Genomic DNA, 14,201 nt, shown 5'->3' with positions numbered 1-14,201 from the left:
TTACCAGAATATTCTTTCTTGGATTTTTGTAAATATATAATCAAAGATTATTCCTAAAAATCCTATTACAAGCATACCTACAACAGTAGACCCTGTATCAAATATATTTGTTGATGTTAAAATCATGTGTCCTATACCTGTACTTGAACCAATCATTTCACCAGCAATAGTACACATTAATGCTACACCTATTGCTACTTTTAGAGCAGATATTATGTAAGGTATTGTTGAAGGTAGTATTACTTCTGTTAATAATTGAGTTCTAGAAGCTCCAAATGATAGTGCTGCTTCAAGTAGTACTTTTCTAGTTCTACGTACTCCATCTATAGTTGATATTAGTATTGGAAATACACAACCCATAAATATAATGAATACTGCAGGAGCTGTACCAATTCCAAACCATAATATTGAAAATGGTATCCATGCTATTGGTGGTATTGGTCTTAATATACTTATTATAAGATTACATAATCGTTCTAATCTTTTTGATTCACCTAAGACTATACCTAATGATATTCCTACCACTGCTGCTAGAAACATACCTACAAGTACTCTGTATAATGTATCTATAATATCTCTAAATAGACTTCCTGAAGAAATTTGATTTATAAATGCAGTTATTACCTCAAGAGGTCCTGGCAGAATATAAGATGGGAATAACATTAATACATCAGATATGATATACCATGCAATTACTATTATTATGGGAAGTACTAATTTATCTAATCCCAAATTATGTGTTTTTTGTTCGGTCATATAATCATCTTATTTATTATATGGTTAATTCTTATATTGAGAATTAAATTTAAAAGTTTCGAATATAATAATTGTAAAACACTATTTGATATAATAGTAAACAAAATGAAATAACTACTACACATACACTATCCTAAAAATACTCAGCAAGATACATAATTCATAATATTTATTGATAAACATTATGAAAGAGTATATACTACTATATTAACCATGTAGAAAGAATAAGCTACAAAAAGATTTAATCTTAGACATTTCTTAAATATTTTTAGGACGTACAATAATATTTATTTAAGTAATTCATGCTAGAAAATTACTGTGAAAAAATATAATAACATATATAAAAGTTTAAATACTACTTTTTAAAAAAATAACATTGTGAATAAAAAAAAGTAACAATAGTTAAGAAAAAAAGATAATAAATATTATATTATAAAAATAAGGAGACTAGACTAATGGCAGATAAAAAAATTTACATGGACAACTCAGCTACTACAGCAGTAGATGAAGAAGTACTAAAAGAAATGTTACCATACTTCAATGAAAAATTCGGAAATGCATCAACACTATACGGATTAGGAGTAGACGCAAAAAGAGCATTAGAAAAAGCAAGAAAACAAGTAGCAGACCTAATTAATGCAGACCCATCCGAAATAACATTTACCAGTGGTGGAACAGAATCAGACAACATGGTACTAAAAGGAGTAGCACTAAAAGAATACCAAAAAGCTACACCAGAAAACCCAAGAAACCATATTATAACCACAACCATTGAACACCCAGCAGTATTAAATACATGTAAATTCCTAGAAAAATTCGGATTCGAAATAACATATCTTCCAGTAGGATCAGAAGGAATCATCAACCTCGACGACTTAAAAGCTGCTATAAAAGATAGTACAATACTCATAAGTATCATGCATGCAAACAATGAAGTAGGAACAATCCAACCAATCAAAGAAATAGGAGAAATAGCACACGAACACGGTGTACTATTCCACACAGATGCAGTACAAAGTGCAGGAAAAATACCAGTAGATGTAAAAGAACAAAATGTAGATGTATTATCAATATCAAGTCATAAAATCAACGGCCCTAAAGGAATAGGAGCAATCTACATCAAAAAAGGAGTACGATTCGAAGTACTCATACATGGTGGAGGACAAGAAGATGGAAACAGATCTGGAACAGAAAATATGCCAGGAATTGTAGGTTTCGGTAAAGCAGCAGAAATTGCAAATGAAAAACTTGACGAACACATGAAACACAACCAAGAAATCAGAGATGCAATAATTGAAAAAGTAACCAGTCAAGTAAAAGATTCCTATGTAAATGGTAGTATGGAACACAGATTACCAAATAATGTACATCTAAGATTTTCAGGAATTGAAGGAGAATCATTAATCCTAAGACTAGACAATGAAGGAATTAATGCAGCAACAGGATCAGCATGTTCAACACATGACCTTAAAGGATCACACGTACTTGCAGCATTAGGTATCAAACCAGCATTATCTCATGGTTCACTAAGATTATCCATAGGACCAGACAACTCTATAGAAGATGTAGACTACATTGTAGCATCAATTAAAAAAGTAGTAGATTATCTTAGAGAATTATCCCCATTATGGGATAATGAAACTGATGAATACATTGGAGATAAATTTGAAAAACCAGTTGATGATGAAGACTTAGACAGATACTAAAAAAATAATAATTATAGGTGATAATATGGATTATAGTGATAAAGTAGTAGACCACTACACAAACCCAAGAAATACCGGTGTAATTAAAAATCCTGATGGTGAAGGAACCGTAGGAAACCCAGTATGTGGAGACATAATGACAATCTACATAAAAGTAGATGATGATGAAAAATTAACAGATGTGAAATTTAGTACATTTGGATGTGGAGCAGCAATTGCAACAAGTAGTATGATTACAGAAATGGCTGTTGGAATGAGTATTGATGAAGCATATAAAATCTCAAGAAATGATGTTGCTGAAGAATTAGATGGACTACCACCAATTAAATTACACTGTTCTAACCTTGCTGCAGATGCATTACAAGCAGCTATTGATAACTACAGAGATAAAAAAGCTAAAGGAGAATTATAATATTTTCCTTTCTTTTATTATTTCATACATATAATAAACTCCAATTTAATAAAAACTAGATTTTCTTTTATAAATATATATTAATATTAATTTCCTAAAAACAAGATTTTTTTTAAAAAAAAATAAAGGGTGATTAATAAGTTTTAGATATTAATACTTTATGATGTGCTTCATTTCCACAATTTATACATGTTTTACCCTGTACATCTGCTTCTTGTGTACCTAATATATCAATATCAAATTTTTCTTCCATTTCTTTACCACACTCAGTATTTCCACACCAACTAAATGTGATAATTCCACCTTTTTTATTAATAGTTTTCTTAACTTGCTCTAAACTTTCAACAGAATATGTTTTTTCTTCTTGGAATTTATTAGCTGCTTCTTTCATATCATTAGTTATTGTATCTAATGTATTTTTTACAACATCAACTATTGTTGATTCATCATAGTCTATAAATTCTTTATTTCCAGTATCTCTTCGTATTACTACAACAGATTTATTTTCAATATCTCTTGGACCTACTTCTATCCTAAGAGGCACTCCTCTTTTTTCCCATTCATAGTATTTTTTACCGGGCCTCATATCACGTTTATCTTGTTTAGCACGTATACCATTATCATTTAATAATTTTTCAAGATTATCCGTAAAGTTAAGAACAACATCCTGATTTTCCTTAAATATAATTGGTATAATAATTACTTGTTCTGGTGCTACAACTGGAGGTAATTTTAAACCTTTTTCATCTCCATGAGCTGCAATAAGAGAAGCAATTACACGATCAGATAATCCATAACATGTTTGATGAGCATATTCATGTTCACCTTCATCATTTTCAAATTGAATATCAAATGTTTTTGCAAATGTTGTTCCAAGATTATGTACTGTACCAATTTGAAGTGTTTTACCATCAGGCATAATCATATCAAATGCCATAGTATACTTAGAACCTGGGAATTTATCCCATTCAGGTCTTTTACTTATAGAGTATGGAATTCCAAGTTCATCAAAGAATTTACAGTAAATATCTAATCCTACTTTAATTTCTTCTTCTGCTTCTTCTGCTGTAGCATGTACTGTGTGTGTTTCATTAAATGTAGTTATTTCCCGTACTCTTATTAAAGGTCTTGTATGTTTTGTTTCATATCTGAACGTGTTTACTGTTTGATATACTTTTATTGGTAAATCCATGTGTGAACGTACCCATAATGAAAACATAGGGTACATTGATGTTTCACTTGTTGGTCTTAATGCTAATTGTTCATTAAGATCACGTTTTCCACCTTTAGTTACCCAGTACACTTCTTCTTCAAATCCTTTTACATGTATTGCTTCTTTTGCTAATTCACTTTCCGGTATTAGCATTGGAAAAAGAACTTCTTCATGATCTTTATCTAATAACTCTTGAAGTGCATTAAGTGCATATTTTCTTATTTGAAAACCTCTTGGTAGCCATACACTCATTCCTTTTATAGGATATCTTGCATCCATTAATTCAGCTTCTTCTAGTATATTATGAAACCATTCATTAAATTTTTTCATTTAGTCACCATATTAATTAAATTGTAAAAATATTATAAAAATTAGTGTTTTAATCTAAAAAGTTTTTTTTATTATTATTTACTTATGTATTCCAATCATAATAAAATTTTATGACCCTCACCTCAATGTCTTAAAAAAGAAAAATTTATATTAAATAAGATTATATTCAAATACATAAAATAAAAATGGAGACTTAAAATATTATGATACTTTCAACAACAGAAAAAATACCTGGAAAAGACTATGAAGTAATAGGTCTTGTAAGAGGAAATTGTGTTCAATCCACAAATATTGTAAAAGACATTACACAAGGATTAAAAACAATTGTAGGTGGAGAATTAAAAGCATACACGGAAATCATGGAAACAGCACGTGTAACTGCAACAGAACGATTAATAGAACATGCTACAAGTATGGGTGCTGATGCTGTAATCATGTTAAGATATGATAATGGTAGTGTTACAACAGCATCTGCAGAAGTACTATGTTTTGGAACTGCAGTAAAATTTATCTAAATATACTCCTCTATACTTTTTTTAGAAAAAATAACTATTATTAAATTATTAAACCAAAGATAGTAATATGAATAAACTAATTACTATAATACCCATATCTAGTTTTAATAATTCTAAAACTAGACTTTCACCATTTCTAACAGAAAATGAAAGAAAACAATTACTAAAATCAATGCTTAAAGATATAGTAGAAGAAATTAAAGAAGACGTATCTGAAATTATTGTGACAAGTAAAGATCAAGAAGTACTTAGTTATGCAAAAACTCTTAAAATTAATACAATAACTGAAAAAAAATATGAAGATAATCATTTAAATAATGCTTTAATTGATGCTATAGGCTATGTTAAAGAAAATTATGATAATCCTAAAATACTTATTATACCCTCAGATATTCCATTAATTGAAAAGAAAAATATTAATTATTTAATTGATAACTCTGATGATTTTATTATTTCTCCATCAAATGGTGGTGGTACTAATTTATTATACATTAATACACAATATGATTATAAACCATTATTTGGAGAATTCAGCTTCTTTAAACATGTATCTGAAGCAGAAGATAAAAATATGAATCTTAATATTTATGATTCATTTTATCTATCTATTGATATTAACACACCACAAGATTTAGGTGAATTATTATTACATGGAAAACGTACAAATACATATAAGTATTTAAGTAGTTTAAATATTGTTGTTGAGAATAAACATGGCCAGGAGAGATTAAATGTCTATAGAAAAAATGAATGAAAAATGTTCTATGAGTATTGCAGGACTTGATCCATCAGGAGGTGCAGGTATAATTGCTGACTGTAAAACATTTCATGCTCATTCAATATATGCTACATGTGTAGTTACTGCTATTACTGCTCAAAATCCATTTAGTGTAACAGGTATTCAGAAAATAGATTTAAGTATAATTGAAGAAGAAATTAATCAAATACTTAATGTTTACCCTGTGAAATATATAAAAACAGGAATGTTATATTCAGGTGATATTGTAAAACTTGTTTCAAAAAAGATTAAAGAATACCAATTAAAAGCTATTGTGGATCCGGTTATGATATCAGAATCTGGAAAAAATTTAACACATACATCTTATGTTGATAGTTTTAGAAAATATTTAATGAAAAAAGCATATTTAATAACACCCAATATACATGAAGCAGAAGAAATTTCAGGAACAACCATAGATACTGAAGAAGATATGATTAATGTTGCAGAAAAATTAAGTAAATATAATTCCACTGTTATTACTGGAGGACATATGCAAGGAAATGATATACTCTATAGTGATGATGAAATTTATAAAATTAGTGGTGAACTAATTCCAACAGATAACACACATGGTACAGGATGTACATATTCATCAGCAATAACAAGTAATCTTATAAAAGGATATTCACTTAAAAAATCATGTGAAAATAGTAATGAGTTTATAAAAAATAGTATAATTCATGGATTTAACAGAACACCATATCAATTATGGGATAAAATAAAATTCTAAAAAAAATAATAGAAGCATAATACATTATAATGTATATGCTTCATCTTGATTAAGTAATGAAAATCCATTATCCTCTAAAAGAGATACTGCATTATCATTATCTTCAGTTCTTAAAACAACTAATGCTTTTTGTGTTTTCTTTTCTACAAATGCATAGATATATTCAACATTAATTCCATTATTATTTAATAAATCTAATGCTGCTTCTAGTCCTCCTGGTTGATCTTCTACTTCTATTGCAAGTACATCTGCTAAACTTACTGCAAATTTTTCATCTTCAAGAGAACTTTTAGCTTTATCTGGATTTGATACAATCATCCTTAATATTCCAAAGTCAGATGTATCTGCTATTGATAATGCTCTTATATCAATATCTTGAGCTTTTAATGTGTTAAGTGCTTTCCATAATCTTCCAGTTTTATTTTCTAAAAATACTGATACTTGTTTTATTGCCATGAAAAAATCTCCTATTTATTATTTTTAACTAAAATCTCTTTTATCTATAACTCTTTTAGCTTTACCTTCACTTCTAGGAATAGAGTATGGTTCTGCAAGAGTTACTTTTACACCTATACCAATTGCATCTTTGATATTTCGTGCTATTTTTGCTCTGAATCCTTCAAGGTCAGTCATTGAATCAGAGAAGTTTGCTTGATCTATTTCTACTTGTACTTCTATTTCATCAAGTGTTCCAGGTCTTGATACAATAATTTGATATGCTGCGGATAATTCATCAATTTTCATGATAACTTCCTCAATTTGTTTAGGGAATACTATTACTCCTTTTACTTTAAGCATATCATCACTACGTCCAGTAATTCTACTCATTCTAACGGTTGTTCTTCCACAATCACATTTATGATAATTTAATGAAGTTATATCTTTTGTTCTGTATCTTATTACAGGCATTCCTGTTTTTGTAAGTGTTGTGAATACAATTTCTCCTTCTTCACCTTCAGGTAATACTTCTAGAGTTTCAGGATCAATTATTTCTGGATAGAAGTGGTCTTCTGCTATATGCATACCTTCTTTTATATGACATTCTGTTGATACTCCTGGACCTATTACTTCTGTTAATCCATAAATGTTTTGTGCAGATATGTCAAATTTTGATTCTAGTTTTTGACGAATTTCTTCAGTCCACATTTCAGCACCATATAATCCACCTTTTAGAGGGATTGATTTTGGGTCAAGTCCTTCTTTTTCAAAGGATTCAGCTAGATATAATGCATATGATGGTGTACAACAAAGAAAATCTGCAGGGAAATCCATTAAGAAGTTCATTTGTTTTTTTGTATTTCCAGAAGACATTGGTACTGCTAATGCACCTATTTTTTGTGCTCCATATTGTGCTCCATGTCCACCTGTAAATAATCCAAATCCATATGCTACATTTACTATACTGTCTTTTTGTACTCCTACACTTGCAAGTCCACGTGCTGTAGATTCTGCCCATATATCTAGGTCTTTTTGTGTGTAAGCTGCTACTGTTGGAATTCCTGTTGTACCACTTGTTGAATGTACTTCCACCCAGTCTTCTTTTGGTGCTGCTTGTAAGTCAAAGGGATATGTTTTTCTTAAATCATCTTTTGTGATAAAGGGTAGTTTTTGGATATCATCTAGTGTTTGGATATCATCTGGTGAAACTCCATGTTTATCATATAAGTCTTTGTAAAATGGTACATTTTCATATGCATATTTTACTACACGTTTTAGTCTTCTTAGTTGTAATTCTTTAAACTCATCACGAGTCATACATTCTTTTTCTGGATTAAATATCCATGTGTCTTCTTCTCTAAACTTTGCCATATTATAACCTCATTCTATTGTAAATATTTCTAGGTTGACTTTTTTATTTTTAATATCTTCATCAGATAATTCTATGATACATGCATGTCCATTTGCTGCATCTCCAGGATTTACTATTACTGTATTTCCTATCATATCTTGTCCTATTGATTCATGTACATGTCCACATACATTGATTGTTGGTTGTGTTTCTTCAATAATTTTTCTTATTCCTTCACTACCTACATGTGCACCAGATTCTATTTTATCTGTTTTTGTGTTTAGTGGTGGTGCATGTGTTACTAAAATTGTATAAGAATCTGAAAGTAAATTATCTTTAAATTTAATTAATTCTTTATATAATATTTCATCATCATATTCATTAGGAGTATCAAATGGTGTTATGTTTGATCCACCAAAACCAACTAGTTGTATATCTCCAATATTTGAAGTAGTATCATGTATATTAATTATGTTAGATTTATCAAGTAATTCATTTGCATTTTCAGGATCACAATTTCCAAATAATGCATGAACTGGAGCATATTCCCCAAATTTATTAAGTGTTTCAACAAAATAATCTTCAGGACCAAACTCTGTAACATCCCCTGTTATTATAATTTCATCAACAGAGTTCTCATCTAAAAAACTAAATATCTTATCAGGAGCACTGTGAATATCAGTTATTGTTAATATTTTCATTGCAATAAAACTCTCCTTTAATATAAATTAATTATCATAATTAAATATCTAACTTAATATTAATATTATTTTAGTATAAAAAAAGTGTTAAACTTATGAAAAAAGAATTAAAAAATAAAAAAAAGTAAAAAGGAAGTAAAATATAATAATTTAAATTTAAATCTGTTCACTGAAGAAAGGACCCATTTCTTTTAATGCACTAGTTATATTAGGTTTTTCACCAAAGATAAATACTGATTTATCATTATCATCAAATTCAATGATAACATTTTCATATTCACATATTTCAATAAATCTTTCTTCAGCTATTGGTTGTCTGAAATTAAATCTTACAAAGTCAAAATTTGCAGGCATTCCTGCAATAAATTTAGATTGTATAGGTACTGATTTAAATACTTCTTTTCCTTTAGATGCATCTAATAATTTTTCCTCCCATTCTTTTACAAATTCTTCACCTTCAACTTGAGCTAATGACATGAGATTTCTTTCAACCGTATTTAATAGTGAATCTATACGTCCTAATTCTTTTGCTCTATCAGGTTCTGAAGGATCTTCAGTGTAAAAATTTGTTAAAGCTCTTGCATATTGAAGGTCTTTGATTATTTCTTTTGGGATGTCACCATACTTCTTATTTAATGTTTTAAGTAAATGATCAAGAACAGACCATCTTAAATATAATGGTTCTTTAACATCGTTACTCATGCTTAGTTACCTTCTTCTGATTCAATATGTCCTTTAAGTATATTTCTTATTGTAAAATTATATATCTGACCATCAAGAGAGTTAGATATTTCTTCATCAATTTGATCCATTGATTCATATTCATCTAAGAATAAAACATGATAACTTGTTGTGTCTTTTATTTTTAAAATAGCTATTGGTGTTGTGGTTTCAACATTTTTATTGTCTATTGTTGCTTTGTATTCTACAAATTTTTCATAATCTTCAGGTAAGTCTTTTTTGGTGAAAACACCTATTAATTCAACAATAAATTTTTGCATTTTAAATTACTCCTATTATATTAATCAATTAATTTTAGTATTTATTTATTTTTTTATGTTTAAACTTTTCATCTATATTTTTATGTTGTTATTTTTAGTTTAATAAATGTATTGATTTTTATAGAATTAACTATGAATACATGTAAGTTTTTTATTAATAAAATAAGCTATAGAAAAATAATTTTAAATGGGGTGGTGATGAGTAATATAACCCGGAGGGGTTATATTATTTGAGTGAACACTTATTCTGCATCTTTAGGTGTGTTCATTTTTTCAACTAACTCTGTTGGGTCAACAACTTGTTTATCAAGAGTACATTCTTCTGGTGATAATCCCATTGCTAATCCGTATAATTGAGCTAAGTGTAATACTGGTATTGCAAAGTCAGTGTCGTATTGTTCGTTTACTTCTGTTTGTCCTACATCAAATTGCATGTGACAGAAAGGACATACATCTACAATAGCGTCTACTCCAGCTGCTTTCATGTTTTCAAGTTTTTCATGAGTGAAACTGGTTGTTACTGCTTTATCTCTTGCTCTGAGACCTCCACCTGCTCCACAACACATCATTTTATCTGTGTATGGTACAGATTTTGCTCCAGTAATTTCTACAAGTTCATCTAATATTTTAGGGTTTTTAGGATTGTCTATACCTATTTCATCACTAGGTTTTAAGAAGTGACAACCGTAGTGTACAGCAACGTTTAAGTTTAAGTCTTTTTCCATTACTTCGGTAAGTTTTTCTAATCCTACATCATTGTATAATACTTCTGCGAAGTGTCTTACATTAGATGTACCTTTGAATTCACGGTTAATTTCAGATAATGATCCATTTACTTTTCCTTTGAATTCTTCATCTTCTTTTAATAATGAGTTAGCTTCGTGAAGTGAACCGAAACATCCGTTACATTCTGTTAAGATGTCTGATCCCATATCTTCTGCAATGGTTAAGTTTCTTGCTGCAATAGTTGCCCAGGTTTCTTTATCAAATGATCCGAATACACCTGGTGCAGGACAACAGGAAGCTCCTTCCATATCTGCTAATTCTACACCTAATTTGTCCATTAATACTCTGGTGGATTTTTCAATTCCAGGGTATCTGTTGTTCATTATACATCCTAAAAAGTAAGCATATGCCATGATTTTATCCTCCTTATTAAATCTATCAAAAATTATTCTTTTATGTCGCCTGTGGTCCAGTCGTATCCGATTAATTCATCAAATCCAGTTGCTTTAACTAAAGTTTGTACTTCTTCTAATGCTTCTGGGTATTTGTGAGTTGTTGCAGGAATTTCATCAAGACCAATTTCTTTTCTTAATGCTTTTGTTGCATCGTTGATAGGTACACCGTGACCAGTTTTTGCTACGAAGGAACCGGTTTTTTTGTGTGCTGTTGCCATGTAACCTTCATGTGCTGCTACATTTCTGATAGCTTTAACGATTTCAACTATTTTAATATCACGAGGACATCTTTCTTGACATTCGTAACAGGTTGTACACATCCAAATTGCATCGTCTGAAATTACATCATTTTTCATTCCAACTAATGCTTTTCTTACTAATCTTCTGACCATGTAAGGAGTTCTTCTTCCTGAAGGACATGCACCTGAGCAAGTACCACATTGGTAACAAATTGCTAAACTTTCAGATCCATTTGCCATTATTTCTTCTTTAAATGAAGGATCTATATCTTTTTCAGTAATTAAGTATTCACTTTCGTTTAATAATGTCATTTTTTCACTCCATTTGATAAAAATACACAATAAAAATTTATTGCTTGAATTTAATATTTTACATCCAAAAATAAAATATTTAGATGATTAAAGAAATCAATGCACCTAATTCATCAATTTCTTTTTTTTATTAGATTAAATTTTTAATAGTTAACTTGTAGAAATTTACAAACTGAACACTAATAAATTTCTATTAATAGTTTAATTGAAATTAGTATATAAAGGTATCAAAAAAATAAGAAAGTGTAACCTAAAAGGTAACACATTCTATCAAAAAGTAGTAAAAAAAATAAAATATCACAAAAAACATAAATAAAAAATAAAAACAGAATGGGAGATAAATAAAAAAAATGTTAAAAATAAACTCACATGATGGACCAGCACGACTTGGCCAATGGAAAGAAAGAATAACCCCTACAGTAATAGACTATAAAGAAATAGAAATAGTAAAAAACATTGCAACACCATTCAAAATACAAAAAGAAATAGCACAAGAATACACTCAACAAACAATAAACCTTGCACAAGAAGAAAAAAACAAAAAAAAATAGCAGTAATACAAGGAGCACAATACACAGACCTTAGAATAGAATGTGCACAAAAACTAGAACAACTAGGCTACACCACACTCATGTTTGCAAACACAGATGAACTACAAAGAAATCCACAAGACCTACTAAGTATAATAATTCAAACAAGAGAAAATATAAACCCAAACACAACACTATATTTCCCCTTTGCTACAACACAAATCCTACCAATACTAACATACCTTGGAATAGACCTATTTGATACAAGTAGAGCAATATATGAAGCAAAAAATAATAACATAATGACAAATACAAACATATACCCACAAGAAAAATACAATATAACAGACAATATAGAACAAGAAAACATAAAACAACTAAAATTCACAATAAAAGAAATACAAGAAAATATAAAAAATAAAACACTACGAAATCTAACAGAACAAAAAGCTGCAACAAATCCAGAAATCATGTCACTACATAGACTACTTGATAAACATTACCAAAATTATCTTCAAAAATACACACAACTATACTAAAAAAAAATAAACTCCCATCAAATTCTCTTTTTAAAAAAAAAATAAAATCAAAAAAAAAGTATAAAAAAAATATTTACGTGTTTTTAAAAAAATAAAACAAAAGGATACTTACTCATTTACTGTCTTCAGCAGATGCTATAATACGATTATACGTACGACGAGCAGTAGTTCCATCATAACCTATATAAACAAAACACTGTGAATTATCATGCTTAGTACAAATAACCTCATAAAAGCAAGTCTTTTTATCACGAATGAATTGAATATCCTTATACACATCATGAGAAATATGAGTACCCTTAATAAAATCTACCATTTCATTATCAGAGTAGTTCAATTAAAACCCTTCTATACATATTATTTATTTTAATAACTTACACACTATATTCAGAATTTTTAAATATCTAATTAAATAGTATATTATTAACACTATATAAAATAATATGTATTACTAAAAAATCTATAAAAACTCTTCAAGTAAAGATTTATCAACATCCGCCAATGTAAGTAAAGCCTCTGCCTCAATAAAATGTAAATTACCAGGAACAATCATACAATGCAAAGGTTCACCAAAATCAAAATCAGCAACCTGTGCAACAGTACCACCCTTAACAATAGGACTATCACTACCAGCCTGAGCAAGACCTATAACAATACGATCATCATCAAAAACATGTTCACCACGTTCACTTTCAACACGTCTTAAATAATCAATAGCCTCATTAACACTCATATACTTATCCTTATGAGCTTGAATATCAAGTAAAACTAAAGTATGAAGACCAACTTCTGAATTTAATTTAATAGCATCATATGGCGAATGAGGAAAAAAATTCTCATCAGGAAATGGCACAGTAGTAGTTTTACCAAACTTATATGCTTGAAGACCAACAAGTCCAGGAGCAGCGGAAAAAATACTACTACCATGAATAATACGAGTTTCAATACCTTTATTTAAAGCCTCAACATAAAGCTCCGTATGAGTAGTAGCCATTAAAGAATCACCTGCAGTAACAAAAGCAATATTTTTAGTCATAGCTTCCCTAATAATAATATTTTGATCCTCAACATCCTCACGTTTTAAAGTAACAAACGGAACATCAAGTTTCTCAATTAAATTATCAATATTACCACCCATTAATTTAGCAGTGTAAAATTCAGCATAAATACAATCAACACTTTGAAGTGCTTTAAAACCCTTATATGATATATCATCTTCACTAAATAATCCTAAACCTACAAAATATAACATGCAAATAACCTCAATAAATTTATTTTAAATAAAAAAAAGAAATCCTCAAAAAAAAGATATTTCTATATAACATAATTTGTAATAACTAAATATTTAATAAATTCGTATAAATCATCAAAAATAACTATTAAAAAATTAGAATCTTAAATTTACTACAAAAACTAGAACTTTAAAAAAAATTGCATAATAAATTCCACTTAAAAAAATTGCCACA

General features: G+C 28.9%; 16 protein-coding genes and 1 pseudogene. 7 read left to right on the top strand and 10 right to left on the bottom strand.

Annotated features, from left to right (window positions below):
- Entirely contained in the window at positions 1 to 732 is a 732-nt protein-coding gene (locus NL43_RS07350) for an ABC transporter permease (protein ID WP_371325648.1), read from the bottom strand.
- A gap of 494 nt (positions 733 to 1,226) precedes the next feature.
- On the opposite strand from NL43_RS07350, the gene nifS reads away from it, so the two are divergent.
- On the top strand, positions 1,227 to 2,462 hold the full coding sequence (gene nifS, locus NL43_RS07345; protein WP_069593424.1) for a cysteine desulfurase NifS: 1,236 nt from the start codon (positions 1,227 to 1,229) through the stop codon (positions 2,460 to 2,462).
- Between the two features lie 25 nt (positions 2,463 to 2,487).
- Positions 2,488 to 2,874 (top strand): Fe-S cluster assembly scaffold protein NifU, encoded by a 387-nt coding sequence (gene nifU, locus NL43_RS07340; protein ID WP_069593403.1) that lies wholly within the window; start codon positions 2,488 to 2,490, stop codon positions 2,872 to 2,874.
- Positions 2,875 to 3,007: 133 nt separating this feature from the next.
- Here nifU and proS read toward each other — a convergent pair whose 3' ends face one another.
- A complete protein-coding gene (gene proS / locus NL43_RS07335; protein WP_069593402.1) occupies positions 3,008 to 4,417 on the bottom strand; it encodes a proline--tRNA ligase in 1,410 nt (469 codons plus the stop codon).
- A gap of 203 nt (positions 4,418 to 4,620) precedes the next feature.
- On the opposite strand from proS, the gene NL43_RS07330 reads away from it, so the two are divergent.
- The 3 genes from NL43_RS07330 to thiD all read left to right on the top strand — a co-directional run bounded on the left by NL43_RS07330 (position 4,621) and on the right by thiD (position 6,443).
- Positions 4,621 to 4,932 (top strand): heavy metal-binding domain-containing protein, encoded by a 312-nt coding sequence (locus NL43_RS07330; RefSeq protein ID WP_069593401.1) that lies wholly within the window; start codon positions 4,621 to 4,623, stop codon positions 4,930 to 4,932.
- Between the two features lie 67 nt (positions 4,933 to 4,999).
- Positions 5,000 to 5,686, top strand: coding sequence for a 2-phospho-L-lactate guanylyltransferase (cofC, locus tag NL43_RS07325; protein ID WP_069593400.1), 687 nt, complete (start codon positions 5,000 to 5,002; stop codon positions 5,684 to 5,686).
- Entirely contained in the window at positions 5,664 to 6,443 is a 780-nt protein-coding gene (thiD, locus tag NL43_RS07320; protein WP_084790462.1) for a bifunctional hydroxymethylpyrimidine kinase/phosphomethylpyrimidine kinase, read from the top strand. The genes cofC and thiD overlap by 23 nt, the downstream gene beginning before the upstream one ends.
- A gap of 24 nt (positions 6,444 to 6,467) precedes the next feature.
- Here the strand turns inward: thiD and NL43_RS07315 are convergent, their stop codons facing one another.
- The 7 genes and pseudogenes from NL43_RS07315 to hdrC all read right to left on the bottom strand — a co-directional run.
- Positions 6,468 to 6,899: an acetolactate synthase gene (locus NL43_RS07315; protein ID WP_069593399.1), complete on the bottom strand. Its 432-nt coding sequence runs from the start codon at positions 6,897 to 6,899 to the stop codon at positions 6,468 to 6,470.
- A 24-nt stretch (positions 6,900 to 6,923) separates the two neighbouring features.
- The gene (locus NL43_RS07310) at positions 6,924 to 8,252 is read right to left on the bottom strand and encodes a phenylacetate--CoA ligase family protein (protein WP_069593398.1); all 1,329 of its coding nucleotides are present in this window, start codon (positions 8,250 to 8,252) and stop codon (positions 6,924 to 6,926) included.
- Between the two features lie 9 nt (positions 8,253 to 8,261).
- The gene (locus NL43_RS07305) at positions 8,262 to 8,933 is read right to left on the bottom strand and encodes a metallophosphoesterase (protein WP_069593397.1); all 672 of its coding nucleotides are present in this window, start codon (positions 8,931 to 8,933) and stop codon (positions 8,262 to 8,264) included.
- A 156-nt stretch (positions 8,934 to 9,089) separates the two neighbouring features.
- Positions 9,090 to 9,635, bottom strand: coding sequence for a DUF2096 domain-containing protein (locus tag NL43_RS07300; protein ID WP_069593396.1), 546 nt, complete (start codon positions 9,633 to 9,635; stop codon positions 9,090 to 9,092).
- A 2-nt stretch (positions 9,636 to 9,637) separates the two neighbouring features.
- Entirely contained in the window at positions 9,638 to 9,934 is a 297-nt protein-coding gene (locus NL43_RS07295; protein WP_069593395.1) for a DUF749 family protein, read from the bottom strand.
- 242 nt (positions 9,935 to 10,176) lie between these two features.
- Positions 10,177 to 11,073: a CoB--CoM heterodisulfide reductase subunit B gene (gene hdrB / locus NL43_RS07290; protein WP_069593394.1), complete on the bottom strand. Its 897-nt coding sequence runs from the start codon at positions 11,071 to 11,073 to the stop codon at positions 10,177 to 10,179.
- 32 nt (positions 11,074 to 11,105) lie between these two features.
- Positions 11,106 to 11,564, bottom strand: a pseudogene (hdrC, locus tag NL43_RS07285) (CoB--CoM heterodisulfide reductase subunit C); the annotation flags it as partial.
- A gap of 452 nt (positions 11,565 to 12,016) precedes the next feature.
- On the opposite strand from hdrC, the gene NL43_RS08190 reads away from it, so the two are divergent.
- A complete protein-coding gene (locus NL43_RS08190) occupies positions 12,017 to 12,217 on the top strand; it encodes a hypothetical protein (RefSeq protein ID WP_084790461.1) in 201 nt (66 codons plus the stop codon).
- Positions 12,133 to 12,735: a hypothetical protein gene (locus NL43_RS07280; RefSeq protein WP_084790460.1), complete on the top strand. Its 603-nt coding sequence runs from the start codon at positions 12,133 to 12,135 to the stop codon at positions 12,733 to 12,735. Before NL43_RS08190 ends, NL43_RS07280 begins: the two co-directional genes overlap by 85 nt.
- Positions 12,736 to 13,195: 460 nt before the next feature.
- Here the strand turns inward: NL43_RS07280 and dph5 are convergent, their stop codons facing one another.
- Positions 13,196 to 13,987 (bottom strand): diphthine synthase, encoded by a 792-nt coding sequence (gene dph5 / locus NL43_RS07270; RefSeq protein ID WP_069593391.1) that lies wholly within the window; start codon positions 13,985 to 13,987, stop codon positions 13,196 to 13,198.
- Positions 13,988 to 14,201 lie beyond the last annotated feature (214 nt).

The organism is Methanosphaera sp. WGK6 (assembly GCF_001729965.1).
Classification (GTDB): domain Archaea; phylum Methanobacteriota; class Methanobacteria; order Methanobacteriales; family Methanobacteriaceae; genus Methanosphaera.
This window is presented reverse-complemented; position numbering and strand designations above follow the sequence as displayed.

Coding starts and splice junctions, on each gene's coding strand:
- nifU (WP_069593403.1), top strand. CDS start 2,488: ATGGATTATAGTGATAAAGTAGTAGACCACTACACAAACCCAAGAAAT.
- proS (WP_069593402.1), bottom strand. CDS start 4,417: ATGAAAAAATTTAATGAATGGTTTCATAATATACTAGAAGAAGCTGAA.
- NL43_RS07330 (WP_069593401.1), top strand. CDS start 4,621: ATGATACTTTCAACAACAGAAAAAATACCTGGAAAAGACTATGAAGTA.
- cofC (WP_069593400.1), top strand. CDS start 5,000: ATGAATAAACTAATTACTATAATACCCATATCTAGTTTTAATAATTCT.
- thiD (WP_084790462.1), top strand. CDS start 5,664: ATGTCTATAGAAAAAATGAATGAAAAATGTTCTATGAGTATTGCAGGA.
- NL43_RS07315 (WP_069593399.1), bottom strand. CDS start 6,899: ATGGCAATAAAACAAGTATCAGTATTTTTAGAAAATAAAACTGGAAGA.
- NL43_RS07310 (WP_069593398.1), bottom strand. CDS start 8,252: ATGGCAAAGTTTAGAGAAGAAGACACATGGATATTTAATCCAGAAAAA.
- NL43_RS07305 (WP_069593397.1), bottom strand. CDS start 8,933: ATGAAAATATTAACAATAACTGATATTCACAGTGCTCCTGATAAGATA.
- NL43_RS07300 (WP_069593396.1), bottom strand. CDS start 9,635: ATGAGTAACGATGTTAAAGAACCATTATATTTAAGATGGTCTGTTCTT.
- NL43_RS07295 (WP_069593395.1), bottom strand. CDS start 9,934: ATGCAAAAATTTATTGTTGAATTAATAGGTGTTTTCACCAAAAAAGAC.
- hdrB (WP_069593394.1), bottom strand. CDS start 11,073: ATGGCATATGCTTACTTTTTAGGATGTATAATGAACAACAGATACCCT.
- NL43_RS08190 (WP_084790461.1), top strand. CDS start 12,017: ATGTTAAAAATAAACTCACATGATGGACCAGCACGACTTGGCCAATGG.
- dph5 (WP_069593391.1), bottom strand. CDS start 13,987: ATGTTATATTTTGTAGGTTTAGGATTATTTAGTGAAGATGATATATCA.